The sequence below is a fragment of the Nonomuraea sp. B19D2 genome, from assembly GCF_040137845.1.
Classification (GTDB): Bacteria; Actinomycetota; Actinomycetes; order Streptosporangiales; family Streptosporangiaceae; genus Nonomuraea.
The window spans coordinates 1-23,735 of record NZ_JBEFAK010000086.1 but is presented as its reverse complement, the minus strand read 5'-3'; the positions used below and the strand labels follow the sequence as shown (position 1 = coordinate 23,735).

Annotated in this window: 26 protein-coding genes and 1 pseudogene; 14 read left to right on the top strand and 13 right to left on the bottom strand. The window is 68.1% G+C overall.

Annotation, left to right across the window (positions count from 1 at the left end):
- The first annotated feature begins 154 nt into the window (after window positions 1-154).
- The 3 genes from prs to ABN273_RS57125 all read left to right on the top strand — a co-directional run bounded on the left by prs (window position 155) and on the right by ABN273_RS57125 (window position 2,056).
- Complete coding sequence (gene prs, locus ABN273_RS57135; protein WP_349458172.1) at window positions 155-682, top strand: ribose-phosphate diphosphokinase; 528 nt, start codon at window positions 155-157, stop codon at window positions 680-682.
- A 62-nt stretch (window positions 683-744) separates the two neighbouring features.
- Window positions 745-1,188, top strand: a complete 444-nt coding sequence (locus tag ABN273_RS57130; protein ID WP_349458171.1) for a DUF2267 domain-containing protein — start codon at window positions 745-747, stop codon at window positions 1,186-1,188.
- Window positions 1,189-1,192: 4 nt separating this feature from the next.
- Window positions 1,193-2,056 (top strand): universal stress protein, encoded by an 864-nt coding sequence (locus tag ABN273_RS57125; RefSeq protein WP_349458170.1) that lies wholly within the window; start codon window positions 1,193-1,195, stop codon window positions 2,054-2,056.
- Between the two features lie 64 nt (window positions 2,057-2,120).
- On the opposite strand, the gene ABN273_RS57120 is transcribed toward ABN273_RS57125, so the two are convergent.
- The gene (locus ABN273_RS57120; RefSeq protein ID WP_349458169.1) at window positions 2,121-2,534 is read right to left on the bottom strand and encodes an Hsp20/alpha crystallin family protein; all 414 of its coding nucleotides are present in this window, start codon (window positions 2,532-2,534) and stop codon (window positions 2,121-2,123) included.
- Between the two features lie 320 nt (window positions 2,535-2,854).
- On the opposite strand from ABN273_RS57120, the gene ABN273_RS57115 reads away from it, so the two are divergent.
- Together ABN273_RS57115 and gap are read left to right on the top strand one after the other, a co-directional pair.
- Window positions 2,855-5,281 (top strand): cation-translocating P-type ATPase, encoded by a 2,427-nt coding sequence (locus tag ABN273_RS57115; RefSeq protein WP_349458168.1) that lies wholly within the window; start codon window positions 2,855-2,857, stop codon window positions 5,279-5,281.
- A 78-nt stretch (window positions 5,282-5,359) separates the two neighbouring features.
- Entirely contained in the window at window positions 5,360-6,343 is a 984-nt protein-coding gene (gene gap / locus ABN273_RS57110) for a type I glyceraldehyde-3-phosphate dehydrogenase (protein ID WP_349458167.1), read from the top strand.
- Window positions 6,344-6,377: 34 nt separating this feature from the next.
- On the opposite strand, the gene ABN273_RS57105 is transcribed toward gap, so the two are convergent.
- Window positions 6,378-6,962: an Rv1733c family protein gene (locus tag ABN273_RS57105; RefSeq protein WP_349458166.1), complete on the bottom strand. Its 585-nt coding sequence runs from the start codon at window positions 6,960-6,962 to the stop codon at window positions 6,378-6,380.
- Between the two features lie 288 nt (window positions 6,963-7,250).
- Between ABN273_RS57105 and ABN273_RS57100 the strand changes: the two genes are divergently transcribed.
- A complete protein-coding gene (locus ABN273_RS57100) occupies window positions 7,251-8,087 on the top strand; it encodes a universal stress protein (protein ID WP_349458165.1) in 837 nt (278 codons plus the stop codon).
- A gap of 14 nt (window positions 8,088-8,101) precedes the next feature.
- Here ABN273_RS57100 and ABN273_RS57095 read toward each other — a convergent pair whose 3' ends face one another.
- The 6 genes and pseudogenes from ABN273_RS57095 to ABN273_RS60150 all read right to left on the bottom strand — a co-directional run.
- Window positions 8,102-8,689: a hypothetical protein gene (locus ABN273_RS57095; RefSeq protein ID WP_349458164.1), complete on the bottom strand. Its 588-nt coding sequence runs from the start codon at window positions 8,687-8,689 to the stop codon at window positions 8,102-8,104.
- 143 nt (window positions 8,690-8,832) lie between these two features.
- On the bottom strand, window positions 8,833-9,504 hold the full coding sequence (locus ABN273_RS57090; protein WP_349458163.1) for a DUF305 domain-containing protein: 672 nt from the start codon (window positions 9,502-9,504) through the stop codon (window positions 8,833-8,835).
- A 187-nt stretch (window positions 9,505-9,691) separates the two neighbouring features.
- On the bottom strand, window positions 9,692-10,351 hold the full coding sequence (locus tag ABN273_RS57085) for a CBS domain-containing protein (protein WP_349458162.1): 660 nt from the start codon (window positions 10,349-10,351) through the stop codon (window positions 9,692-9,694).
- A 73-nt stretch (window positions 10,352-10,424) separates the two neighbouring features.
- Window positions 10,425-11,096 carry an AMP-binding protein gene (locus ABN273_RS57080; RefSeq protein WP_349458161.1) on the bottom strand — a complete coding sequence of 224 codons (672 nt, stop codon included), beginning with the start codon at window positions 11,094-11,096 and terminating at the stop codon, window positions 10,425-10,427.
- 91 nt (window positions 11,097-11,187) lie between these two features.
- The gene (locus tag ABN273_RS57075) at window positions 11,188-11,949 is read right to left on the bottom strand and encodes a helix-turn-helix domain-containing protein (RefSeq protein ID WP_349458160.1); all 762 of its coding nucleotides are present in this window, start codon (window positions 11,947-11,949) and stop codon (window positions 11,188-11,190) included.
- Between the two features lie 181 nt (window positions 11,950-12,130).
- Window positions 12,131-12,214 (bottom strand): annotated as a pseudogene (locus tag ABN273_RS60150) (CBS domain-containing protein); the annotation flags it as partial.
- 359 nt (window positions 12,215-12,573) lie between these two features.
- Between ABN273_RS60150 and ABN273_RS57065 the strand changes: the two are divergent.
- Window positions 12,574-13,434, top strand: coding sequence for a universal stress protein (locus ABN273_RS57065; RefSeq protein WP_349458159.1), 861 nt, complete (start codon window positions 12,574-12,576; stop codon window positions 13,432-13,434).
- A gap of 48 nt (window positions 13,435-13,482) precedes the next feature.
- Here ABN273_RS57065 and ABN273_RS57060 read toward each other — a convergent pair whose 3' ends face one another.
- From ABN273_RS57060 to ABN273_RS57050, 3 genes are read right to left on the bottom strand one after another with little or no spacing between them, the layout of a single operon-like run.
- Entirely contained in the window at window positions 13,483-13,686 is a 204-nt protein-coding gene (locus ABN273_RS57060; protein ID WP_349458158.1) for a DUF1918 domain-containing protein, read from the bottom strand.
- A 16-nt stretch (window positions 13,687-13,702) separates the two neighbouring features.
- Window positions 13,703-14,830 carry a fructose-1,6-bisphosphate aldolase/phosphatase gene (gene fbp, locus ABN273_RS57055; RefSeq protein WP_349458157.1) on the bottom strand — a complete coding sequence of 376 codons (1,128 nt, stop codon included), beginning with the start codon at window positions 14,828-14,830 and terminating at the stop codon, window positions 13,703-13,705.
- Between the two features lie 56 nt (window positions 14,831-14,886).
- The gene (locus ABN273_RS57050; protein WP_349458156.1) at window positions 14,887-16,254 is read right to left on the bottom strand and encodes a nicotinate phosphoribosyltransferase; all 1,368 of its coding nucleotides are present in this window, start codon (window positions 16,252-16,254) and stop codon (window positions 14,887-14,889) included.
- A gap of 264 nt (window positions 16,255-16,518) precedes the next feature.
- Here ABN273_RS57050 and ABN273_RS57045 point away from each other — a divergent pair, with 264 nt between their 5' ends.
- The 4 genes from ABN273_RS57045 (at window position 16,519) to ABN273_RS57030 (ending at window position 20,063) form a co-directional block, all read left to right on the top strand.
- Window positions 16,519-17,187 carry a CBS domain-containing protein gene (locus ABN273_RS57045; protein WP_349458155.1) on the top strand — a complete coding sequence of 223 codons (669 nt, stop codon included), beginning with the start codon at window positions 16,519-16,521 and terminating at the stop codon, window positions 17,185-17,187.
- Window positions 17,188-17,207: 20 nt separating this feature from the next.
- Window positions 17,208-17,795 carry a CBS domain-containing protein gene (locus tag ABN273_RS57040; RefSeq protein WP_349458154.1) on the top strand — a complete coding sequence of 196 codons (588 nt, stop codon included), beginning with the start codon at window positions 17,208-17,210 and terminating at the stop codon, window positions 17,793-17,795.
- Window positions 17,792-18,487 (top strand): CBS domain-containing protein, encoded by a 696-nt coding sequence (locus ABN273_RS57035; protein ID WP_349458153.1) that lies wholly within the window; start codon window positions 17,792-17,794, stop codon window positions 18,485-18,487. The genes ABN273_RS57040 and ABN273_RS57035 overlap by 4 nt, the downstream gene beginning before the upstream one ends.
- A gap of 88 nt (window positions 18,488-18,575) precedes the next feature.
- On the top strand, window positions 18,576-20,063 hold the full coding sequence (locus ABN273_RS57030) for a bifunctional aminoglycoside phosphotransferase/ATP-binding protein (RefSeq protein ID WP_349458152.1): 1,488 nt from the start codon (window positions 18,576-18,578) through the stop codon (window positions 20,061-20,063).
- Between the two features lie 22 nt (window positions 20,064-20,085).
- On the opposite strand, the gene ABN273_RS57025 is transcribed toward ABN273_RS57030, so the two are convergent.
- Window positions 20,086-20,334 (bottom strand): DUF1876 domain-containing protein, encoded by a 249-nt coding sequence (locus ABN273_RS57025; RefSeq protein ID WP_349458151.1) that lies wholly within the window; start codon window positions 20,332-20,334, stop codon window positions 20,086-20,088.
- Between the two features lie 230 nt (window positions 20,335-20,564).
- Here ABN273_RS57025 and ABN273_RS57020 point away from each other — a divergent pair, with 230 nt between their 5' ends.
- Both ABN273_RS57020 and ABN273_RS57015 read left to right on the top strand, forming a co-directional pair.
- Window positions 20,565-21,473 carry a universal stress protein gene (locus ABN273_RS57020; protein WP_349458150.1) on the top strand — a complete coding sequence of 303 codons (909 nt, stop codon included), beginning with the start codon at window positions 20,565-20,567 and terminating at the stop codon, window positions 21,471-21,473.
- Complete coding sequence (locus tag ABN273_RS57015; RefSeq protein WP_349458149.1) at window positions 21,440-21,796, top strand: V-type ATP synthase subunit D; 357 nt, start codon at window positions 21,440-21,442, stop codon at window positions 21,794-21,796. Before ABN273_RS57020 ends, ABN273_RS57015 begins: the two co-directional genes overlap by 34 nt.
- 1 nt (window position 21,797) lies before the next feature.
- Here the strand turns inward: ABN273_RS57015 and ABN273_RS57010 are convergent, their stop codons facing one another.
- Complete coding sequence (locus tag ABN273_RS57010) at window positions 21,798-22,238, bottom strand: pyridoxamine 5'-phosphate oxidase family protein (protein ID WP_349458148.1); 441 nt, start codon at window positions 22,236-22,238, stop codon at window positions 21,798-21,800.
- A gap of 83 nt (window positions 22,239-22,321) precedes the next feature.
- On the opposite strand from ABN273_RS57010, the gene ABN273_RS57005 reads away from it, so the two are divergent.
- Window positions 22,322-23,431 (top strand): Acg family FMN-binding oxidoreductase, encoded by a 1,110-nt coding sequence (locus ABN273_RS57005; RefSeq protein WP_349458147.1) that lies wholly within the window; start codon window positions 22,322-22,324, stop codon window positions 23,429-23,431.
- Window positions 23,432-23,735: the final 304 nt, after the last annotated feature.

Below are 23,735 nucleotides of genomic sequence, written 5' to 3'. Positions count from 1 at the left end.
GCGAAGACTTCACTCTGGGTTGGGATATCGCCCGCCATCGGAAGTGCTAGAGGAATGGTTCGATAACCGGGTCGCGGCGTGATATAGTTTCATTTGGGTCGAGTCCGGAAAATTCGGAGCCCCTCAGGAGGCCATCTGCGCTGTTGGAGTGGAGATGCTGACGGCGGTGCCGTTGCTTGCCCGGGAACTTGGTGCGGGCTCGCTCGGTGAGCGGGAGTGGGACAGGGCCGTGGTGGTCGCGCCTGATCTGGGCGCGGTCAAGCTGGCCGAGCATTACGGCGCCCTGCTGTCGTGCCCCGTGGCGGTGGTGCGCAAGGTCCGGCTGAGCGGGACGAGGGTGGTCGCCGAGGAACTGGTGGGAGACGTCCGTGATCGTCCGGTGGTCATCGTCGACGACATGATCAGCACGGGCGGCACGATCGAGGCCGCGGCGCAGGTCGTCGCCGGCCACGGCGCGGCACCGGAGATCGTCGTGGTCGCGGCTCATGGCTTGTTCGTGGAGGCGGCGGTGGAGCGTCTCAACCGTGCCGGGATCCGTCGGGTGCTGGTCACCGACACGCTCGCCCAGCCGGCCACGCCGGCGATGCCGCTCGGTACGTGCTCGGTCGCTCCGCTGCTGGCCGATGCCATCGGGCGCCTGCATCGTGATGAACCACTGGACGACCTGCTGGCCCGGGTTTGATGGTCCCGTGCCGGCAGGTGCACGACCGAACCGCGAAGAGGGGACGACATCGGGAGGGAACAATGTCGCACTCACGAGTACAGAGCATTGATCACACTGTCCAGACCACCAACCGATGGCTGGCGGACCTGGCTGAGGCGATCGGGACCGAGGACCGGGACTTCGCCCTGCGGGTGTTGAAGGCCTGGTTGCACGCGGTCAGGGATGGTTTGACGGTGGACAGCGCTGCGCACTTGGCCGCGCAACTGCCTGATCTGCTTCGTGGGGTGTACTACAGCGGCTGGGAGCCCAGCCGCGTACCAATCCGCCGGGGCCGGGAGGAGTTCATCGAGTACTTCGCTCGGTCAGCCCGCGTCAGTCTCAGGGATGTGTCCGAGCTCGCCCCTGCGGTCACGGAATTCCTGTGCGGGGAGCTCTCGGAGCCGTCTGTCACGCACGTGCTCGACCGGCTCTCACACGACGTACGCACCGTGCTGCAGCCCACAGGGACGGCCAGGAGGGGATGATTGTATGTCCGAGCCGATCATCGTAGGTGTGGACGGTTCCGGGGGAGCGCTGGCCGCGGTGCTGTGGGCGGCCGACGACGCGGCCCGACGCGGGTGCGATCTGCGGATCGTCCATGTCGAGGAGCCGCTGATCTACGGCGGGCAACTGTACGAGCGCTCAGCTGACGACCCTGTTCGCAAGGAAGGTGAACGGCTGCTGGCAGAGGCCGCCGCGACGGTGGCCGAGTTCCGTAGCAAGGTCCAGGTGAGCACCGAACTGCTCTACGGCCACACCGCGGAGATCTTGCGCGCACAGGCCGGCGAGGCTGCGGCCGTCGTGGTGGGCAGCCGCGGCCTGGGCGGATTCGCCGGGCTCCTGCTGGGCTCGGTGGGGTTGGGCCTTGCCGGGCACGCGGAAGGACCCGTGATCGTGGTCCGCGGCACACCGGCCGTGGCGCAGGGCGAGATCGTCGCCGGGATCCATCCCGAAGACGCCGTGCACCCGGCCATCGATTACGCCTTCGAGGAGGCGCAGGCTCGCGGGGCCCGGCTGCGAATCGTACACGCATGGGATCTGCCGTCGACCAGAGTCGCCGCGCGCATCCCACCGGACCTTGAATTCATCGCCCAAGCACAGCAAAGACATGTCCATGACAAGCTGTCGCCGTGGTTGAAGCGGTACCCCGGCGTGGCGGTGACCGAGTCAGTCTTCCGCGGAAATCCCATCGCGGCGCTGTGCGAGACCTCCGCCCATGCCGACCTGGTCGTCGTGGGATCGCGGGGCCGGGGAGTGCTCCACTCGGCCGTGATCGGCTCGGTCAGCCACGGTGTCCTGCACTACGCATCCTGCCCAGTCGCCGTCGTACGGCCCCGTATCAGAGCCGAATGAAGGGACGTGCCCGCGGCGGTACTGGACCTTCTCGAGGGTCCAGTGCCGCCGACGTCGTGGTCGGTCACTTCTCGATGGCGATCCGCTTGGCCTCCTTCTTGCCGGCCTCGGGCATCGGAACCGTGATGGTCAGGATGCCCTTGTCGTAGGTCGCCTTGACGTCGTCGGCCTCGACGCCTTCGGGCAGGGCCAGGGACCGGGACAGCGAGCCGTAACGAAACTCCGAGCGGTGCGCCTCTTTGCGTTCTTCGCGCCGTTCGGCGTGCAGGCGCAGCATCCCGCCGGAGACGATGATCTCGACGTCCTTGTCGGGGTCCATGCCGGGCAGTTCGGCACGGATGACGTAGTTACTGTTGTCGATGTAGTCCTCGATCCGGATGGCGCCTTCCGGTGTCCGCAGCATGCCCCACGGCGACTCCAGCAGCTCGAACAGGTCAGGGAGCAGGGTGCGTGACCCCCAGCGCTCCAAAGCACCCATCGTGACCTCCTGCGTGTCGGATGTGCCTTCCCTCCCAGCTCACCCCCACCTGATCCGGGGATGAAGAGGCGTAGTTCCCTGCCTGGCGAGGACCTTCGTCCATCTCTTAGTGGGCGTTTCAAACGCCCTCTTAGTTCTATAGGCCTCTGACATGTCAGAGATGCGCATCGACTGGATCGTCACGGACGCACTGCGGTGGTCGCAAGACTGCCTCGTCCATCGAGGACGGGGACGCTCCGGTGAAGGATGGGCCGAAGGTCCTTTTGAGAGGGGGCCTTCGGCTCGCGCGTGTCCGCTGCCGCGAATGATCTGGTGGGGGCATGGACGCAACCATCCAGGCCCAGGCCGGGCTCGCCGACGACGAGGTGGTGCGGCTGCTTGCCGAGCACGGCCGCAACGAGCTGCCCGAGCCGCGGCGGCCGTCTCTGCCGCTGCGGGCCGCGGGCCAGCTGGCCGACCCGCTGTCGATCCTGCTGCTGTTCGCCGGGTTGGTCACGCTGGTGGTGCTGGGTGAGGTGCCCGAGGGGGCGGCCATTCTGGCCATCCTGCTGGTGAACGTGGTCATCGGGGTGAGCCAGGAGGTCAAGGCCGATCAGGCGGTACGGGCGCTGCGGACGCTGACCGCGCCGATGGCCAAGGTCCGTCGCGGAGGTGTGGCGCGGCGGATCCCCGCGGCCGAGGTCGTGCCCGGGGATGTGGTCGAGGTGGCGGCGGGCGATCGGGTTCCCGCCGATGCGCGGGTGGTTGAGGCGTCCTCGCTGGCGGTCAACGAGTCGGTGCTGACGGGCGAGTCCCTGTCGGCGGGCAAACGTGCCGGCGGGCGGGCGGAGGGGCCGCTTGGCGATCGTGATGGCGTGCTGTTCTCCGGGACCATGGTGGTACGCGGGTCGGGTGCGGCTGTGGTAGCGGAAACTGGTGCCCATACGGAGATCGGCCGCATCGCCTCGGCTCTGCGGGGACATGTGAAGGGGCCGCTGGAAGTGGAGTTGGCCCAGGTGTCCAAGCGTATCGGCCTGCTGGCCCTGGCGGCCGGCGTGGTGATGGTGGTCCTCGGGCTGACCAGGGGCGGGATCGAGCCGGTGCAGTTGGTGCTGGCGGGGGTGGCGCTGGCGATCGCGGCCGTACCGGAGAGCATGGCGGCGGCGGTCACGACCGCGCTGGCGCTGGGCTCGCAGCGCATGGCGCGGCTCGGGGTGATCGTACGGCGGCTGTCGGCGATCCAGGCGCTGGGCGCCACCACCGTGATCGCCTCGGACAAGACCGGCACTCTGACCACCGGCCGCCTGGCGGTGGCCGACCACGTGGAGATTGCAGGCGCCGATCTGTGGCGAGCCGCCGTACGCTGCAACGACGCCCGCGACGGGCTGGGCGACGCGGTGGACGTGGCGCTGCTGGCCGCGGCCGCCGACCATGGGATACGGCCGGACGAGCCGCGGCTGGCCACCAGGCCCTTCGACGCCGACACCCGGTCGATGGCCGTGGTCACCGAGGGGCCGGTGCTGACCGTGAAGGGCGCCCCAGAGGTTGTGCTGGCCCGATGCTTGCCGGGAGAGGCCACCGAACGGCTGGCTGATGCCGTGCCGGTACTGGCCAGAGGCGGGCTGCGGGTGCTGGCGCTGGCCGAGGGCGACGCCGATGACCTGGACGCCGTGGGGCTGCGGCCGGTGGGATTGGTCGGGTTGAGCGACGAAATCCGCGCCTCGGCCCGTCAAGCAGTGGCCGACTGCCGGGCAGGCGGCATTCGGGTGGTCATGGTGACTGGCGATCACGCCGAGACCGCGCGTGCTGTCGCCCAGGAGGTCGGCATCGAGCCGGAACCGGTGGTGACAGGACCCTGTCTGGACGGCCAGGATCGTACGGCCCAGCTGTGGAAGGCAGGCGTGCTGGCCCGGGTCGACCCGGCGACCAAGCTGGATCTGGTGCGCGCGCTGCGCGAGGGCGGCGAGGTCGTCGCGATGACCGGCGACGGCGTCAACGACGCCCCCGCCCTGCGCGACGCCGATGTCGGGGTGGCGATGGCAGGGGAGGAGGGCACCGACGTCGCCAGGGAAGCCGCCGCAGTGGTGGTCACCAACGGTGAGCTGGGTACCATCGTGACCGGGATACGTGAGGGCCGCCGCCTGCACCACAACGTCGGTTCCATGATCGGCTACTTGCTGGCGGGGAACCTGGCCGAGATCTTCCTGGTGCTGGTCGGCCTGTTCGCCTGGCCCGACCTGGTCATCCCGCTCCTGCCCGTACAGCTGCTGTGGATCAATCTGGTGCTGGACGGCATCCCCGCCATCGCTCTGGGCATCGACCGGGCACCCGGCGACCCACTGGCGAGCGGCCCTGGCCGGGCCGGGCTGCTGTCCGGGCCGGTGCTATCCCGTATCGGCGTCCGTTCGCTGATCGTCGGTCTGCTGGTGGCCGGCGCTGTGGAGGTTACGCGGCGGCTGGGCTGGGACGATGATCAGGTCAGGACGCAGGCGGTGCTGACCCTGGTGTTCGCCCGGCTCACGCTGGCGTACGTGGCCAGGGCGCGCCGCTGGACGTTCGAGCACGGCTGGTGGCGCGGCCGGGCGGTCATGGTCGCAGTGGTGGGCACGGCGGCCTTGCAGGTGCTGGTGACGCTGGCGCCACCGCTGAGCGAGCTGCTCGCCCTCACCACGATCCCCCCGCTGGGCTGGGCCATGGCACTCGCCGCGGCCATCTTGACCCCGCCGCTGTGCGACCTGACCCGGCGGATCGGCCGGAAGCTGCGATGAGCTGATAGGCCGAAGGTCCTGCCGCAGGTGGGACTGTCGCCTCTAAGCGTTCCCCTACCAGCGACGGACGATGAAGGCATGAGGATAGGGATCAACGGGTTCGGCAGGATTGGCCGTGCCGCCCTGAGGCGCGCCCTGCATACTGACCTGGACATCGTCGCTGTCAACGACATCACCGACGCGGCCGCGCTGGCTCACCTGCTCAAGCACGACTCCACCTACGGCTCGCTCGACCTGCCCGTCACCGCCTCCCCAGGGAGGCTGGAGGTCGACGACAGGGTCATAGCGGTGAGCGCCTGCGCCGACCCGGCCGAGATCGACTGGCGTGCCCACGACGTCGAGCTGGTCATCGACTCCACCGGCCGGTTCAGGACGAGGGATGCCCTGGCCGCGCACCTGAAGGCAGGCGCTCGCAAGGTGTTGCTCTCGGCCCCGGGCAAGGGCCTGGACGCCACCATCGTCCCGGGTGTCAACGACGGCGCCTACGACGCGGACCGGCACGAGATCGTCTCGCTGGCCTCATGTACCACCAACTGCGTCGCGCCGATGGTCAAGGTGCTGCACGAGCGGTTCGGCCTGGTACGCGGCTTCATGACGACCATCCACGCCTACACCGGTGATCAGGTGCTGCTGGACGCCCCGCACAAGGACCCGCGCCGGGCCCGCTCGGCGGCGGTCAACATCGTGCCGACCACCACAGGGGCCGCCCGCATGGTCGGCCAGGTGCTACCCGAGTTGGACGGCCGGCTGGACGGCATCGCCATCCGGGTGCCGGTCGAGGACGGCTCGATCACCGACCTGTCCGCCCAGCTTGCCCGGCCGGTCACCGCGCAGGAGATCAACGACGCCTTCGCCGCGGCTGCCCAAGGGGAGTTGCACGGCATCGTGCATTACAGCACCGACCCGCTGGTATCCCGCGACATCATCGGAAACGCCGCCTCGTGCGTGTTCGACTCCGTCCTCACGCAGGCGAGCGGGGATCTGGTGAAGGTGTTCGGCTGGTACGACAACGAGTGGGGCTACGCCAACCGGCTGGTCGAGATGGCCCAGCGTATGGCGTGACATCGCGGCGGCCGGTGAGGAGCGGCGGGGCGGTCTACGACAAGCGTCGCCACCGCTCGCATGCTTCCTCCCAGGAGGCGTCCCACGCGGCGTACCGAGCTCTGTCCAGCAACCATCTGAAGCTCCGGAAGCCCAGCATCAGCGTGGCGGCCGCTCCGGCGATGACCAGGAGGGTCGTGGTCACAGCGCCCGCCAGTGTGTCCGTGTGAGTCGTGGGCGGTCTGGTCAGCTTGCCCCGGCCGTCGATCCACACCTTCAGGGAAGCACCCGCCTTGGTGCCGGCGGGCACGTTCACCTGGCCCGTCCTTTGCTCGCCTGACGGCGCCACCCAGCGCGCGGCAGCGTGTGATTCTGGCGCCACGCCATTGTCATTGCCCACGACGCCAACGGTGTCCGGCGCGTCCCGCACGAGGGTCGCTGTCACCTGCTGACGGATGCCAGGACCGGCACGCTCGGCCTGCAGGCCGTTCTCGTAGGCCAGCCGCCCCATGGCAAGGGCAGGCCAGACGCTGAACAGCAGCAGAATCAGCGCTACGGCCACACCTGCCGCCTCGAGCCGGTCGGAGCGACGGCGCAATGGGTTCCGCCCCAGCCAGTAGCGGCGTATGCGAAGTACCACCCACCGATTCGAGAGTCCCATGATGCACCTCCCCCCTTCACCCTGCGGCGGGGATGGTGGTGCACGACAGGGACATATGGCCCGGACGCTGTGGGGCCTTGGACCTCTTCTGGAGTGATCGCCTCGGACGAAGAGAGCGTCCGCAGGCCTGCGCTGAGAGCAGGACGACTGCGTGGGGGACGGCCGATGACCACAACGTAGCCTTGAGGGCCTTTGCCGTGGCTTTGCCGCCTTTCGGGCAGGAGGTCCGCAGGGGAGGGCTCTCGGCAGCTAGCGAAAGGCGCAACCATGAACGACGTCATCGTCGTGGGAACTGACGGTTCGCCGGGCGCCGATGCCGCGCTCGCGTGGGCAGCTGCCGACGCGGCACGCAAGGGGCTCCGGCTCGAGCTCGTGCACGTGATCGAACGCGGCACCTACGACCTTCCGCGTTATCCGGTCCCCGGCCTGCTGGAAGCGCTCGGAGAGGCCGCCGAGGTCATGCTGGAGGAGGAGGCCCAGAGTGTCATGGCCGGATGGCCCGGCGTCGAGGTCGCTACCAGAGTGGTGACCGGATCGGCGGTGGCGGACCTGCGGGTGCGGGCGGCGTCGGCCGCCGAGCTGGTGGTCGGCTCGCGCGGCCGGAGCGGGTTCGCGAGCGCGTTGCTCGGCTCGGTGAGCCTGGGCGTGGCGGGCCACGCACACGGCACGGTCGTCGTGGTACGAGAGATGGCGGCCGAACACGGGCAGCTCGTGGTAGGCGTGGATGAGAGCGATTCCTGCGAGCCCGCCCTGGCCCATGCCTTCGCCGAGGCTTCCCTGCGCCGAGCAGCGCTGCGCGCCGTCTATGCCTACGCTGTTCCCGTTCACGCGGTCTCGATCAACTTGGAGCGGCTACAGCGTGCCCAGTACGAATTCCTTCGTGATCGACTCGTCCCTTGGCGGGCCAAGCATCCCAAGGTCAACGTGATCGAGGACATCACCTCCATTCATCCCGTGGCGGCCCTCGCTGAAGCGTCCAAGGGCGCCGATCTGGTCGTGGTCGGAAACCGGGGACACGGCGGTATGGTGTCCGCGGTCCTGGGCTCGGTCAGCCATGGCGTGCTGCACTACGCTCACTGCCCGGTTGCCGTTGTTCGCCGCTGAGGCGCACGAGATGTCTAGTGGCCCATCGCCGGCCTCGCCCCCACAGCGGGGATCGGCAGGTGCTCGCGGATGAGGAACCAACTGGCGGCCAGTACCCACAACGCCGTGAGCACGCCGAGCACGATCGCCGGGACCGGGCCGCCGGGCACCAAGGCGCCGCCCGTGTTGACGACAGTGAACGCGCCCAGGACGCCGACCACGGCCACGACAATGGCGAGCCAGGCCATCCACAGCGGGAATACGTGTGTGCGCATGATGGCGGCGGCCGAGGCCCCGAAGGGCACGGCCATCGCGATCCCGGTGATGGCATCCATCACGGTCAGCGCGGTGTACGGCCCCGCGGCGATGGCCAGCAGAGGCCGATGCGTGGTGATCGCGTAGGTCATCCCGGCGAACACGGATATGCCGATGAATCCGACGGCAGCCAGAACGACGTATCCCGCGAGGACCAGCGCCGGCGCGTCACTCGTCTCGTCCGCACGGCGGAAAGCGGTGGCCAGCGCCACGCCGAACCACAGGAACAGCGCCGTCGCGACGGCGTAGAGCAACGCCGCCGCCAGGACCTGGGCCCGGCGCTCCGCCAGGTATCCCGAGATCGTCATCGCGGAGTCCGTGATCTGCGGAGCGCTCCCCATCACCAGGCGCCCGATGATGGCGAACAGTATGGCGGTGACGCCGGCCAGCCCGCCGCATGTAAGAGGTGACTAAGAGTGCTTGCCCGGCTCGGGCCGATTCCTCCCCACCATTAGTGCCATGGCCCGCGTGGGCCCGGCCTGTCCCACCTTCCACAGGGCCTGCCCCACTCGCCGAACCAGTCGGCCAGGTAGCGGCGCATCTCGAACATCTCGGCATGCTGGGTGTCGCGTACCCTGGCGGCGAAGTCGGCGACTTCGGGATGCTCGGCCCGCCCGGACGCCAGCAACTGCTGCGACATCCTGATCGCCACCATGTGGTGCGGAATCATGTCTTGCAGGAACGTCTCATCGAGCGCGTCGCCGGACAGCCTGGACAGGTCGCGCATCATCGGCCGGTAGCCGCCCGTTCCGGGATGCCCTGGATACCACTTGGCCAGCCACCGCTTCATGGTGGCGATCTCAGCGTTTTGCGTCGTGACGATCGAGGCGCCCAGGGCGCGCATTTGAGGCCGGCTCGAGCGCTGGAGCTGCCGCGCTGCGGCGACTGCCTCTTCGTGGTGAGCCACCATGTGAGTCAGATAGCCGGCCTCGTCACTGACGTACACGTTGCGCATCCAGCCGCACGGCCCCATGGGACCCCAGTCCGTCGGTGGGGCGGTCGGCTGCCAGGTAGCGGCCGGCGGCGGCGTGGTGTCGCTCGCGGCGCCGGCGATGCCGGACACCGCCGCCGCGATGGCCAGCGCTGATCCGGCCGCGATCGCCGCTATTGCCGAACGTTTCATGTCGGCCTCCAGCGTTTTGCGTCGTCTGACCTGTCCCTGCCAGCCTGGGTGCGGCCGGCCTGGCAGGCCAGTGCCATGCGACCCTGACAATCAGGACCAACGTCCATGCTCCACCGCGCGCCGTGCCCGGTCGCGGTGGTGCGTGACTCGTGAAGCGGCACGTACGGAATTTTGCTTGGCCGGACCGTCAGAGATCGTCCTCGTCCCAGGACAGCTTGTCCCGCACGTCCACGACACCGTTGACGCGGGCCGCGGAGTGAGCGATGAGCACGGCCTCGGAGTGGGCGCGGGTGCGCCCGTAGAGCGTGACAACGCCGTTCTTGACCTTGGCCTGGACTCCGGAGGTGTCGACCCACGCGAAGTGGTGGTTGAGGTCGTGCTGGATCTCGTCGGCGAGGTCCTGGTCGGCGCGGACGAAGACTTTGATGAGGTCGTGGCGGCTGAGGACGCCGATGAGGCGACCGTGGTAGTCGACGACGGGCAGGCAGATGATGCCGTGCTCGTCCATCAGCCGTATGGCGTCCACCGCGGTCTGCTGGGGATGGATGGTGATGGCGGGTGCGGTCATGAGGTCGGCCGCAGTGCTCGCGTACATCTTGTCTATGGCTTGGCCCCCGCCGGGCGACAGGTGCCACCGCAGGCGTGTCCGGATATGTGCCTGGTAGCCCTCACGGACGTACTGTTCCTTGAACTCTTCTTTGGGTAGCAGGTCGGCCTCGGACACGATCCCGACCACGCGCTTGTGGTCATCGACCACGGGCACCGCGCTGAGTCCGTGCTGGATGAGCCGCTCGGCGACGTTCTTGAAGGATGTGGCTGGGGTGACGGAAATGGCGTCTCTGGTCATGATCTGCCCCTTGGTCGTCGTGCGGACGCTCCCACACGGCGGAAGCGGCGAGGTCGTGGTGGGCTACGACGGCTCACCGTGCGCGGACATGGCGATGGAATACGCCCTGGCGCAGGCGGCAGTTCGCCATGCGCGCCTTCGTGTGCTGTCCGGCAGGCGATACCCGGTCATGGCTCCGCACCCGGCCGGGTACGGGCCGCTGCCCGTCGACGAAATCACGCCCGTCCCCGAGGCGCAGCCGCTCGCGAATCGGCTCAGGGCCGAAGGCGGAGAACAGCGGGGAGAGCACGCTGAGGTTCTTCAGCGTCCCCAGGACCGTCACGTACAGCTCGGGCATCCTGCCGAGCAGGGTGAACACCCTCTCACCCTTGCCGACTCCCAGGCCGCGCAGCACGTTGGCGAAATAGTTCGTCGCGACATGAAGATCCCGATAGGTCAGCTCGACGACCTGATCGTCTTTGCCCACACATCGGAGCCCCACATGGTCGCGCCGGGCTCCGTCCAGGTGACGGTCGACGGCCTCGTACGCGATGTTCAGCCCCCGGCCGCCCGGCAATCCGCGGAAAGAGGACCGCTGGGCCGCCTCCCAAGAGAATGCTCGGCATTCGTTCTCATAGTCGGCCAGGTTGGGTGGGGCGGCCGCTCGCCCGGTCTTCTGGATGAGATCCCATGTCATCACGGTTCCCTCCTGTCGACAGGACTGACCACTGACACGGCGGGCCTGGAGAACCAGGACCCCGTCCATGCACCGGAATCTTTCAAGTGGGTTGATACCCGCCGGGCTTGCATCGAGTGCGGGCAGCCGACGTGTTGCGGGCGCGACCAGTGTTGGTGCGTCACATGCCGTGGATGCGGCGGCCTGTGATCTGGGCCGGGACGATCCGGATGTAGAGGTGGCGCTCGCCGCCCGCCCACGGCGTGACGCCCGCGTCGGCCACATCGCCCATCTCGTCCGGCGCCACATGGTGGGCGGGCCCCTGCACCAGGACGCTCCACCCCTCGCGGTTGGTCTCGTCGATCTGGTCGATCTCGAAGGCGATCTTGATGTCCACTCCTTCCAGCCCCGTACGGAGGTCCCGGTCCATCGAGCCGCCCGAGGCCGTGCGGAAGACGATCGCGCCGTGGTGCATCTTGTAGTTGACGGGCAGCACCATCGGCCCCTGCGAGCCGTAGAACGCGACCCGCCCGATCCCGCCCGGCTCGATCAGCCGCAGGCACTGCTCCCGGTCCAGCACCTCCAGCGTCGGGTTGGCCATGGCGGGCCCGTGGCCGGGCGGGCGGTCCCGGTCGCCGCCCAGCAGTTCGTGCACCGTGGTCTGCAGGGCGTCGGCCAGGCGGTAGAGGGCTCCGGTGTCGGGCATGTCGGGGTTCTCCTCCAGGTATTGGAGGTAGCCGGGCGACATGTCCGCGTGCTCGGCGACCTGCTCGCGGGTCAGGCCGAGGCGTTCGCGGTAATGGATGATGCGGCGTCCGAGATCCCCTGTGCGGGTCATGATGGCGTCTCCTCGCGTATAGGTACGGCGCGCGGTGCCGTTCACGCGTGCCTCGTGGTGGTCGGCGTCGATGAATATCTGGCGCCCGTGGTAGCAGATCGGCATGGACAGCACGCCGAGCCGGCCGGGCAGCAGGGGATCCAGCCGACAGGCGGTAGCGCAGCCACGTGCGCAGCGGTGCTTCGTAGCCCTCGGCGCAGTAACGCTCGCGGAGCTCCTCCTTGCAGAGCAGGTCCGCCTCGGACACCACGCCGAGCACGTGATTCTCGGCGTCGACCACCGGCACGGCGCTGACGCCATGCGCGATGAGGACCTCAGCGATGTCCTTGAACGGTGTGCTGCCGTTGACCGAGACGACCTCGGTGGTCATGATGTCCTGAACTTTTACTCGCATGGCGTTCCTCCCCTCGAGCCATCCCTGCCCTCATCCAAGTCCGGGACGCTTCCCGCAGGTAGGGGCAGAGGTCCTGCGCAGATGGAGCCGTTCGTCAGACCGGCTGTCGGCCACCCTTGGAAGGCCGCCCCTCGCATTCCAGCTGCGGTGGCGCGTCCCCGTATGACCAGGTCACGACAGGGCTAAAGGATCTAAAGACTCGAACCGAGCAGCCCGGATTCCGGCCTGACTCCCGAGTGTGTGCTTAACCTGAGCTGATGGGGGACTGACGGCGGCAGCCGCCTGGAGGGTCGCCCTGGTCCAGCGATGATTGAGGGACGCGCGAGGTGGCAGCCATGACCATGCCGATCGTGGTCGGTGTCGACGGTTCGGCGCCCTCTCTTCTGGCCGCGAGCTGGGCTGGTAGGGAAGCCGCCATCCGCGGCGCGCCGCTACGCATCGTCCACGCCGCGGTGCGCTGGACCCACGGCGTCCCGCTCGTCCCACAGCCCCCCACCTGGGGATCCGGCGCGGAAGCAGCGGCTCGGGAAATGCTTCGCCAAGCGGCCATCCATGCCCAAGCCGGCAGACCGCATCTGCCGGTGACCACCGAGATCGTGGACGGCGGAGCGCCCGAGGCGCTCGTCGACGCCGCCGAAGGGGCACAGCTGATCGTGGTGGGGAACCGGGGTCGCGGCGGATGGGCTGAGCTGCTGCTGGGGTCGGTGAGCCGCTATGTCGCGTCCCGCGCGCCCTGTCCGGTCGCGGTCATCCGGCGGCCGCACGTCGGCGACCGCGGTGAGATCGTCGTCGGCGTGACCGGGCGTCCTGGCCAGGAGCCACTTCTGGACTTCGCCTTCCGCGAGGCCGCGTTGCGGCCCGCGGTTTTGCGTGCCGTACATGCGTGGGTGGATCCCACCGCGCGAGAGCCCGGGGACATGCAACCTCTCGTCTATGACGTCGAAGCCGTGGGCGAGGAGGAAGCGCTGCTGCTCGCAGAGGCCATCGCCGGGTGGCGCGAGAAGTTTCCCGACGTCACGCTCGTCCAGCAGGTCGTACACGAGCATCCGGCCAAGGCGCTGATCGACGCGTCGACGGACACGGACCTCGTCGTCATCGGGGCGCACGGTGGAGCACGAGCCCTGTTCGGCCTCGGAGGCACCGCTCATGCCGTGCTCCATCATTCGCGCGCGCCCGTCATCGTGGTTCATTTCTGAGTGTCCGAGCTGTCCCTTTCACTGGGACCGCGTCGTGGCCTTGATCGGTCACCGTCTGGGGCTGACGTCATGGTGTTCGACGTGGGCGTCCGGCCCTGGATAGACGAGGGTCTCGTGCTCTTCCTCGAACCATCGGACCACGTAGGGCGGCGTGCCGTCGTCGTGATGCAAGGCGACGATGACGCCGATGCGGCGTGGTTCGCCCTGATGGGCGCCTTCGACCACCAAGCGGTCCCCTATTGCTGCCTTCATGACTCCTCCGTCTCTGTCAGCTCCGGCTCGTCCCGGCTGTGGCGAGCTCGGTTGTCATCGGGGTCCAGCGGCTGGCGAGCCGCTTGGTGAGGACGGTCATGGTGGTGTACTCCAGGTCCTCCAGCGGCAGCCGGTGCGGCTCGAACGGGCCGTGGCGGCGGAAGTAGTCCATGGCCTCATTCGCCTGCTCGCGTGCCCGATCGAAGGCAGGATCGTCGAACAGATCGCGCGGGCCGATCAGCTTGCCGTCGTGGACCTGGAAGCCCAGGGCCACCACGCGCGGTGGGCCGTCGAAACGCGACGGATGCGCCTGGCCGCTGGAGACGGGCATGAGCGGTGCGTGGTGCGAGCCGCGCATGCAGCCGGCGACCCCGTAGGCGAAGGTGAAGGGCTCCAGCACCTCGCCCACGGCGGGCAGTCCTGACTGGCAGCGAACGATCATCACGGGATCGTCCTTGCCGACGTACTTGCCGGCGATGAGCGACAGCCGCTGGGTGCTGGTCGCGGCCGCCGTCTCGTCGAGCGTCTTGGAACGGACGCCGTGGATGACGTAGCGGGCGGGCGCGCCGATGTACATGAGCATCTCGTACAGCTCGGCGGGGCAGTCGAAGAGAATGCGCTTCTCCTCGTAGAGGTCGTAGACCTCGAAGATGAAGCCGGCGTGCATCTTCTGGTCGATGACCAGGCCGGCGGTGTTGAACGGGTCAGCGAAGATCTTGTACAGCGGCAGGTTCCATGCTCCGGGCTCGGTCTTGTCGGCCAGGAAGCAGATCACCGGCTCGGAGGGGCGTTCCTCGAACTCGAGTTCGGCGTAGCCGGGACCCATGCCGCGCAGGTTGCCGGAGAAGGCGTCGGACAGCAGGTCCTGGCCGGCGCCGTACAGGCCGAGCTCCTTGGCGATGTGCGTCGTGGTCTGGAAGGTGTCCCAGGCGAAGGAGTGGATGAGATCCGCGTCGGGGCCGTAGGTGTGGGTCATGATAAGCGAGACGTCGTCGCCGCAACTGGCCACGTGCCCGTCGATGAGAAGGCCTGATTCGATGGCTCTGGTCATTTCGCGGCGGGCCTCGGCCATCATGTCCGGGTGTACAGCCGTGTGGCCGACGAACCCCCCGGTGTCGGCCTTGATGATGCTGAGAGTGACCACCTTGATCGCCTCCTGATGATTCCTTCTCCCAGTCTGGTTTGGGGGTCTTTGTCCCATTAGGGGATTTGGTCCTTTGCGGCGCGGTCTTTCGTACCGTTGTGGGCCCCGGTCCTCCCGGCGAGCGCTGCCTGCACTTGAGTACGGAGCCCGATGAGCAGCGGGCTGTGATGCACCGGGGTCGGCGCAGGCTCGTACAGTGCGCGGGCGAGCTCGGGAAGCCGGGCAAGGTCGGTGGTACATCGCTTCGACACCGCCGTCAGCGGCTCCGCCGGCGAGAGCCGACGTCCTCCGCGCATCACGGGAACGAGCAGCGGCACATGGCCCAGGGGTGGTTTCTCGGAGCGCAGTCCCACAATGTCGGCGTGGGAGCCCCGGAAGACCTGCTTCTTGCCTGGCATGGTGGCCTTGCCGGCCGACAGCTTCATCACCGGGCGATCGCCGTACTCGACCAGCTTGTAAGCGCTGTCCAGGTACGGGGCATCGGCGGCCACTCCTACCTTGGTGCCCACGGCATACGCGTCGATGGGGGCGTTCTGGGCGACCAGGGCGGCGATGGCGTATTCGTCGAGGCCGCCGCTGACGATGATGTGGGCATCCCGCAGACCACTCGCGTCGAGCAACCGCCGGGACTGCCGGGCGAGCTCGCCCAGATCGCCCGAGTCGAGCCGGACACCCACCGTGCCTGGCAGGCGTAGCCGTCTGGTCACCGCGATGGCGGTCCGTACTCCCGTAACAGTGTCGTACGTGTCGACGAGGAACGTGGTCTTGCCGGGGTGGTCGAGGGCGAAGGTCTCGAAGGCGGCCCGCTCATCGGGGAACGCCTCAATGTAGGAGTGAGCCATGGTGCCCACGGCCCGCAGACCGTATCTGCGAGCCGCCTCGACGTTGCTGGTGGCCGAGAAGCCCGCGATGGCGGTCGCCCGGGCCACGGCCATCGCGGCGTCTATTCCCTGCGTGCGGCGGAAGGCGAAGTCGATCAGGTCCGCGCCGTCGGCGGCGAGAACGCAGCGTGCCGCCTTAGCGGCCACGCTGGTCTGGAAGGTCATGTGGTTGAGCAGGACGGTCTCCACCAGCTGGGCTTCGGCGATCGGAGCCGTCACCTCCAGCAACGGCTCACCCGCGTACACCACATGTCCCTCCGGTATCGCCCGCACTTCCCCGGTGAAACGCAACCTCTTGAACGCCTCCAACGTCTCCGGAGGGAACCTCTCGACCTCGGCAAGGTAGGCCAGATCATCGCGGTCGAAGGAGAGCGATTCCAAGAAGTCCAGGCAGTCCGCCAGTCCTGCGGTGACCAGGAATCCACGCCCTGGCGGCAGCTTGCGCGTGAAAAGGCTGAAGGTGGCCTGATCGGTCATGCGGTGGCGCAGGTAGCTCGCGGCCATCTTGAGCTCGTACAGATCCGTCAGCAGTGCACCGCCCATGGCGCAAGTATCTGTCCGGCGATAAGCGCGGACATCGGCCGATCGGCCTGCTGACGTGGGTCGAAAGTCCCAGAAGGACGCTGCGTCTGCCCGGCCATCGGCGACGGGCCACTGCGCTGACCAACGACCGCGGTCACTCGGGACTTCCGGCCCTATGCCCTGCCTTCGCCTGGAGCTGTGATGAGAGCAATGACAAGGAGGAGAGCGGGGGACCGCGCCGGTACCCGCATCCTCGTGCGGAAGCCGGAAAGGAGCTGGCCGGCCATGCGCATGACCGTCGCGGACGTGATGACCAGCAAGGTCGTCTCCGTTACCGCTGCCACCTCGTTCAAGGACATCGCCGAAGCGCTCATCGCCGGAGGCGTAAGCGCCGTCCCGGTGCTCGACGACGACGACCATGTGATCGGCATGGTGTCCGAGGCCGACCTGCTGTGCAAGGAGGAGTTCTACCGCGAGGGCTACCGGCCGCCGCTGCGCGCCCGGCTGCGTCACCCCAAGGGCCGCCGCAAGGCCGAAGGCGACACCGCCGCCGAGCTGATGACCAGCCCCGCGATCACTGTCTTCCCGGATGCGTCGGCGGTCTGGGCCGCTCGGCTCATGGACGCCCACGACGTCAAGCGGCTGGCGGTCGTGGACTACAACGGCCGGCTGCAGGGTATTGTCAGCCGCCGCGACCTGGTCAAGCTGTTCGTGCGAAGCGATGAGGAGATCGCCGCCGACATCCGCGACGACATCCTCGACCGCGCCCTGTGGGTGGATGCTGACGGCGTGCGGGTGGACGTCAGCCAGGGGATCGTCACCCTGTCCGGCTGGATGGACCGCCGCACCGAGGCGGCCATCACAGCCCGGATGACCGCCCGGGTCAACGGCGTGGTTGACGTCATCAGCAAGATCACCTGGAAGATCGACGACTCTAAGCGGGAGGCCAGGTAGCCATGCTCGTGCGCGAGGTCATGAGCAGCCCAGCCGTCACGGTCCGCTGTACCGACCCGGTGCGGCGGGCCATCCGGACCCTCTATGGTCACAACATCACCGCCGCTCCCGTCGTCGACGACAGGGACCGCCTCGTCGGCGTGGTCAGCGAGCTGGACCTGCTGCGCGGGGAGTTCGAGCCTGACCCCCGCGCCACCGTACGTCCCGTGCCCGCGGCGCACGAGCCGCCGCCGCGCCGGGTGATGGACGTGATGACGCCCCATGTCGTCACCGTCACCGATACCACCGACGTCACCACCGCCATCGATTTCATGGTGCGCAAGCACGTCAAGAGCCTGCCCGTGCTCCGCGGCCAAGAGATCGTCGGCATGGTGAGCCGCCGCGACCTGATGGCGATGCTGGCCCGCCCTGACGACGACCTGTGCAAGGCGGTCATCGTCGCGCTGCGCGAGCACTACCCCCTCGGCCCGAGCTGGGAGGTCACCGTCCGCGACGGCGTGGCCGAGCTGTCCGGGCCACCCCACGAGCACGCCGAGCGCATCGCCGACCTGCTCGCTTGCACCGTGCCCGGCATCGTCCGGATCAAGCACATCAGGAGGTCCTCATGAGAACCACTGTTCAGCACGTGATGACCACCGACGTGTCCGCCGTCAACCAGAACGCCTCCTTCCATACCGTCGCCGAGCAGCTCATCAACAGGGGCGTCAGCGGCGTGCCCGTGCTGGACGACGACAACCGCGTCGTGGGCGTGGTGTCCGAGGCCGACCTGCTGGCCAAACAGGAGTTCAAGCAGAGCTACTACGGCGACAGTTACCTCCCGCCGCTGCGTGCCCGCATCCGCCACACCGTCGGCAGCGAGGGCAGCGGCTTCTACAAGGCGCTCGGCGAGACCGCCGGCGAACTGATGACCTCCCCTGCCCACACCACCACCCCTGACACTTCCGTCGTGCTGGCCGCACGGCAGATGGACAAGTACGGCGTCAAGCGCCTGCCCGTGGTCGACTCCGACGGAAGGCTCGTCGGCATCGTCAGCCGCCGCGACCTGATCAAGGTATTCCTCCGACCGGACGCCGACATCGACAACCAGGTCCGAGAGGCCATCCACAACGATGTCCTCAAGCTGGAGGTCACGGTGGCCGACGGCACGGTGACCCTGTCCGGCACGGTGCCTGAGCACAGCCAGGCCATCGCCGCCGTCCGCCTGGCCGAGAGCGTCGACGGCGTCGTGGCCGTACACGACAAGCTCGGCTGGAAACACGACGACGTCGTCGCCAACCTCACCATATGGGGCGGCGCCTGACCGTGTTGCGGTGGTTCCCGACCCGGGGTCTTTCGGCCCTGGTAGCGGAAGACCTTCAAGATCTGGACTAGAGGTGGAGGTGGGCCTCGTGTTCACCCAGATCAAGGAGACGCATGCCGCCGTGGTGTTTCTGCTCGGCGAGCATGCCTACAAGCTGAAGAAGCCCGTCAACCTTGGCTTCCTCGACTTCAGCACCGTACGCGCGAGGCAGGCGGCCTGCCACCGGGAGGTGGAGCTCAACCGCAGGCTGGCCCCAGACGTCTACGAGGGCGTGGCTGACGTGCTCGGCCCGGACGGCGCGGTCTGCGAGCATCTCGTGGTGATGCGCCGCATGCCCGACGAGCGCCGTCTGGCCACCCTCGTGCGCGTGGGCAAGCCCGTGGACGAGTATTTGCGCGCGGTGGCGCGACAGCTCGCCGGGCTGCATGCCAAGGCCCAGCACGGCCCGCAGATCGACCGGGAAGGCAGCCTGGAGGCGCTGCGCGCCCGCTGGACGGACAGTTTCGAGCAGGTACGCGGCCTGCCAGGCGCCACGATCGAGCCCGGCGTGCTGGACGAGATCGAGCACCTCGTGCTGCGCTTCCTGTCCGGCAGGGCGCCCCTTTTCGAGACGCGCATCGCGGAGGGCCGCATCGTCGACGGCCACGGCGATCTGCTGGCCGACGACATCTTCTGCCTGGACGACGGGCCGCGGATCCTTGACTGCTTGGAGTTCGACGAGCGCCTGCGCTTCGTGGACGGGCTTGACGACGCCGCCTTCCTCGCCATGGACCTGGAGTGGCTGGGCGCGCCGCGGCTGGCCGAGCTGTTCCTGCGCTGGTACGTCGAATTCAGCGGCGATCCGGCACCGACGGCGCTGTGGCACCACTACGTCGCCTACCGGGCGTTCGTCCGCGCCACGGTCGCCTGTCTGCGCCACTGGCAAGGCGACATAGACGCCGGATGGGAGGCGCGGCGGCTGGCCGAGCTCGCGCTACGCCATCTGCACGCGGGAGCCGTCACGCTGGTCCTGATCGGCGGCCCACCCGCGAGCGGGAAAACGACGCTCGGCGGCGCGCTGGCCGACCGGCTCGGGTACACGCTGCTGCGCAGTGACCGCATCCGCAAGGAACTGGCCGGTCTCGATCCGGCGCAGTCCGCGAGCGCGCCGTACAGGCAGGGTATCTACGATCCGCGCCACACCGCCCACACCTACGCCGAGCTGCTGTCACGCGCCGAACTATTGCTCGGACAGGGCGAGTCGGTCGTCCTGGACGCATCCTGGAGCGAAGAACGGCATCGCACGATGGCCGCGGACGTGGCCGACCAGACCTCGAGCGACCTGGTCGCGCTCCTGTGCACCGTCCTGCCCCAGATCGCCGCCGCCCGGCTCACCACACGTCGGCCGGAGCTCTCCGATGCGGACGAAACCATCGGCACCGCCATGAGCGCGGCCATGCCGCCGTGGCCGGACGCGATCGAGATCGACACCGGCGCTTCCCCGCAAGAGACGCTGGCGCGTGCGCTCGCCGCCGTCCACCCGCCTGCGCGGAACGTGTCCTGGCGCTTTCAGAGACCTCAGATGGAACCAGACTGACAGGCAAGCCCGCGGTCGGGGCTCACCACGAACGGCTCGGCGCGGGGGAACTGGCGAACTCGGTGATGTCGTGTTGCGCGACGACAGCGAGCTTATCCGCCAGATCGGCCAGCGCCCGTGAAACCGCCAGCTCGTCCCCGATCTCCGATACCGAGGGATCCGCCGGGTTACGGCGAGCACGGCCGGTTCCGGTCAGCCCTGTGCCGTCCCGAGTGGCCAGCACGGCTCGCACGTACGTGTCGTCGCCGTTCTCGTTGAGGTAGATCTGCACTGTTCACTGCTTGGCTTCCATGACCGCGACCTCCTTCACGGCTCAGACCTCCATTCCACCGGAGGCTCGCCACGCCTGGCAGGGGCAAAGGTCCGTGAGCAGGCTGGACCAACGGCCCTACCTGCCAGGAGAGGAAGGCGGCCTCCACAGAGCACGCACGTCAATGCTCCTTGCCCAAGGCTTGGACGTCTGCCGGGTCTCGTCCGACGCCGGCGGGAAAGGCGTTCACCATGTCGGCGGAATCAGAGGCAGAGGCTGCCGTGGCCAGAGCCGCGGAGCGGTCCATCGTCGTCGGCTATGACGAATCGCCCGGCAGTGAGCAGGCGTTGCGCTGGGCCGTGGAGGAAGCGCGACTGCGTCAGTCGCCTCTGGTGGTATGCCATGCCTGGCATTGGCCCTATCCCCGGCGCCCCGTTGTCGGTGAGGTCCTGACGCAGCTGGAGGGCATCGGCAGCGCTGTGGTGGCGGAAGGTGTGCGCCATGCGCGAGAGCTTGCTCCGACGGTCGACGTCCGGCCGCTGCTGGTGAGGGGTGTGGCCTCGGCGGTTCTCCTGGCGGCATTGCGCAATGCTGAGCTGGCGGTGCTCGGGTCCCGAGGGCAGGGCGGGTTCGAGGAACTCCGGGTGGGATCGGCGGCCGTGCAGGTTCCGGCACACAGTGTCAGGCCCGTCGTCATCGTCGGGCACGATGGCGTGGCGGCGCGGGAGGGCATGGCACGGATCGTGGTCGGCGCGGACGGGTCTCCCGCCGGACAGGCAGCACTGGAGTTCGCCTTCGAAGAGGCCGAGTTGCGCGGCGGGGCGGTGAGGGCCGTGTGCTGCTGGCTGGATGTCGGCGATCTGACCGGACAGGACGGGCTGCCCTTCGTGGATCGCAGGAAGATTCGAGCCGATGCGGAGGCCGGCTTCAGGGAGGCGGTCTCGGCGCTGATGCGCCGGCGCCCGGCTGTCCCGGTCACGATCGAGTTCATCGCCGAACGCCCCGAACGGGCCATTATCGACGCGGCACGGGACGCGACGCTGCTCGTGCTCGGCAGCCGCGGCGTCGGCTCAACGCCCACGATGCTGGTGGGACCGGTCACCCAGGCGGCGCTGTCGGAGGCCGCGTGCCCCGTCGCCGTGACGCCGCCGCTGGGCTGACCCAGCCATCGCTCAGGTCGTGGGTTCGAAGCAGATCTTGGCTCCCCTTCCCGATCACCACCGCACTCGTTCCTGCCAAGGACGCCTACCGCGACGCCTTGCGCGCAGGACTGGAACATGCGATCGCCGCGGACGCAGCGCGGATCGTGGCGGCCGAAGCAGCCTCGACGAACCGCAGGATCCGCGCCCTCAAGGACCGCCTCCTTCCCCTGCTGGAGGAGGCCCTGGCCGCCATCGAACTGTCGCTGGACGAGATGGAGAGGGCCGACATCGACGGCGTGCGCCGCGTCATCGGCTCCAGACCACAGCCACCAACCGGTTGAATCACGCTGCCCGAAGGAGGTCGGGGAACGTTGTTAAGTCGGCCACGCGGTGGCCGGACACCTGCTCGGCCTCGACCACGATGTAGTGGTCCCGGTTGCCGGGCACCGAGGCCGTCAACGGCAGCGCCGCCAGCCGGTCGAGCTCGGCCGGGTCGGTCACGGCTCGCGAATATCCCACCGCGGTGACAGACCAGCCGGTACGCAGCTCGGGGTCGAATTGATCGGCCTCGAAGGCCACCACGGCGCCTCGGGTGGCGGCCGCCAGCTTGGACCCGATCGAGGTGCGGATCACGATGGACCGGCCGTCAAGACAGAAGTTGACTGCCTGCACGGCTGGCAGGGCGTGATCAGTGAACACGATCCGCCCGATCGGTGCCGTGGACAGCAAATCCAGGCACTCCGCTCGGGAGAGCACCTGAAGTCCAGACGAATCGAGCTGCATACCCTCAACGTGCTTGTTCAGGGCTTATCTGCATTAGAGGCGAAAGTCCCGTCCTTCCTGCCGTTCATCCCCGTTCGGATGTATTGGCGGGCGCCCTGATAGGAGCGGTTTCCACGGTCGAGGGCCGACGGCCCTGGCGGATCAGGACCTTTGGCCCTGACCGAAACAGTCCCGCGCGTGATGCGCTGGTGCATGGTCCCGTGGAGGTGGTGGTCATGGCCGTTCTTTCGGCGAAACATGCACTCGATGCCGCGGTGGAGGCCGCGCGATGGGCGCCGTCCATTCACAACACGCAGCCCTGGACCTTCTCGATATCCAGGGAGGAGATCAGCCTGCGGGCCGACACGGACAGGAAGCTGCGCGTGGGCGACGTCTCGGGCCGTGAGCTGCTGATCAGTTGCGGTGCTGCCCTGTTCACCATGCGTACGGCGATGCGGTGCGAGGGCTTCGAGCCTGAGGTGCGTACCCTGCCGGACCCGGACCGCCCGTCGTTGCTCGCCACGCTTAAACCGGGTACCGAAGTGCGGCCCGACGAATCCGTCAAGGCCCTGGGGGGCGAGATCAAGTGCCGCCGTACCCACCGGGCAGGCTTCGCCGACGTGCCGGTACCGGACAGGCTCATCGAGCGGCTGGTCCATGCGGCCATGGAGGAGGACGCCAAGCTGACACCCGTCCGCTCTCCGGAGGCGGTCAGGATCATCGCCTCGCTCACCCAGGCCGCGCAGGGCGTGCAGGCTCAGGATCAGCGCTTCAGCCTGGAGTTGATCCGCTGGGCACAGCCACCTGGCAGCAGCCGCAAGGATGGAGTACCGGCCCAGGGCTACCCGCGCCAGGCTGTACGCACCGACCCAGAGTTCCCGCAGCGTGATTACTCCTGGCAGCACGATTGGGGCACCCAGACCGATCAGCGAGCCGCGACGTCTGCCGGGGTCGTGGCGCTCCTCACCACGCCGGGCGACAGCCGTCAGGAGTGGATCGATGCTGGGCAGGCGCTGCAGCACGTCCTGCTGCACGCCGCCGCCTACGGTGTCAGCGCAGCCTTCCATACCCAGGCACTGGAGATGGATCTTCTACGCGAGTTCCTCCGGCACGAGCTCTGCTCGGACGAGTACCCGCAGATGATCATGCGACTCGGTGTCACGTTTGACGACAAGGACTCGGTCCGCCGTCCCCTGTCCGAGGTCATGGATTGAGCGGGGAATCTCCTAAGCACATTGCCATTTCACGCGCCGATGAAATAAGGCCCTCTAGGAAGCAAGAGTGTCTCTTTCCTCGTTACTCTGATCAACTGTTTTCGCAAGTTGGACGCAAGCCGGGCAGGCTCTGTCCACGGTGGCCGAGAAGGTCAGAGACCACTCGCAGATTGGCAACTGAGGGGCTCCGAATTTTCCGGACTCGACCCAAATGAAACTATATCACGCCGCGACCCGGTTATCGAACCATTCCTCTAGCACTTCCGATGGCGGGCGATATCCCAACCCAGAGTGAAGTCTTCGC

What these genes read in the sequence shown, in the direction of transcription:
- ABN273_RS57040 (WP_349458154.1), top strand. Translation starts at nt 17,208, where the DNA reads ATGAGCAGCCCAGCCGTCACGGTCCGCTGTACCGACCCGGTGCGGCGG.
- ABN273_RS57035 (WP_349458153.1), top strand. Translation starts at nt 17,792, where the DNA reads ATGAGAACCACTGTTCAGCACGTGATGACCACCGACGTGTCCGCCGTC.
- ABN273_RS57065 (WP_349458159.1), top strand. Translation starts at nt 12,574, where the DNA reads ATGACCATGCCGATCGTGGTCGGTGTCGACGGTTCGGCGCCCTCTCTT.
- ABN273_RS57125 (WP_349458170.1), top strand. Translation starts at nt 1,193, where the DNA reads ATGTCCGAGCCGATCATCGTAGGTGTGGACGGTTCCGGGGGAGCGCTG.
- ABN273_RS57130 (WP_349458171.1), top strand. Translation starts at nt 745, where the DNA reads ATGTCGCACTCACGAGTACAGAGCATTGATCACACTGTCCAGACCACC.
- ABN273_RS57075 (WP_349458160.1), bottom strand. Translation starts at nt 11,949, where the DNA reads ATGCCGATCTGCTACCACGGGCGCCAGATATTCATCGACGCCGACCAC.
- ABN273_RS57010 (WP_349458148.1), bottom strand. Translation starts at nt 22,238, where the DNA reads ATGCAGCTCGATTCGTCTGGACTTCAGGTGCTCTCCCGAGCGGAGTGC.
- ABN273_RS57115 (WP_349458168.1), top strand. Translation starts at nt 2,855, where the DNA reads ATGGACGCAACCATCCAGGCCCAGGCCGGGCTCGCCGACGACGAGGTG.
- ABN273_RS57085 (WP_349458162.1), bottom strand. Translation starts at nt 10,351, where the DNA reads ATGACCAGAGACGCCATTTCCGTCACCCCAGCCACATCCTTCAAGAAC.
- ABN273_RS57060 (WP_349458158.1), bottom strand. Translation starts at nt 13,686, where the DNA reads ATGAAGGCAGCAATAGGGGACCGCTTGGTGGTCGAAGGCGCCCATCAG.
- ABN273_RS57095 (WP_349458164.1), bottom strand. Translation starts at nt 8,689, where the DNA reads ATGACGATCTCGGGATACCTGGCGGAGCGCCGGGCCCAGGTCCTGGCG.
- prs (WP_349458172.1), top strand. Translation starts at nt 155, where the DNA reads ATGCTGACGGCGGTGCCGTTGCTTGCCCGGGAACTTGGTGCGGGCTCG.
- ABN273_RS57020 (WP_349458150.1), top strand. Translation starts at nt 20,565, where the DNA reads ATGTCGGCGGAATCAGAGGCAGAGGCTGCCGTGGCCAGAGCCGCGGAG.
- ABN273_RS57050 (WP_349458156.1), bottom strand. Translation starts at nt 16,254, where the DNA reads ATGGGCGGTGCACTGCTGACGGATCTGTACGAGCTCAAGATGGCCGCG.
- ABN273_RS57100 (WP_349458165.1), top strand. Translation starts at nt 7,251, where the DNA reads ATGAACGACGTCATCGTCGTGGGAACTGACGGTTCGCCGGGCGCCGAT.
- gap (WP_349458167.1), top strand. Translation starts at nt 5,360, where the DNA reads ATGAGGATAGGGATCAACGGGTTCGGCAGGATTGGCCGTGCCGCCCTG.
- ABN273_RS57045 (WP_349458155.1), top strand. Translation starts at nt 16,519, where the DNA reads ATGCGCATGACCGTCGCGGACGTGATGACCAGCAAGGTCGTCTCCGTT.
- ABN273_RS57120 (WP_349458169.1), bottom strand. Translation starts at nt 2,534, where the DNA reads ATGGGTGCTTTGGAGCGCTGGGGGTCACGCACCCTGCTCCCTGACCTG.
- ABN273_RS57090 (WP_349458163.1), bottom strand. Translation starts at nt 9,504, where the DNA reads ATGAAACGTTCGGCAATAGCGGCGATCGCGGCCGGATCAGCGCTGGCC.
- ABN273_RS57080 (WP_349458161.1), bottom strand. Translation starts at nt 11,096, where the DNA reads ATGGACGGGGTCCTGGTTCTCCAGGCCCGCCGTGTCAGTGGTCAGTCC.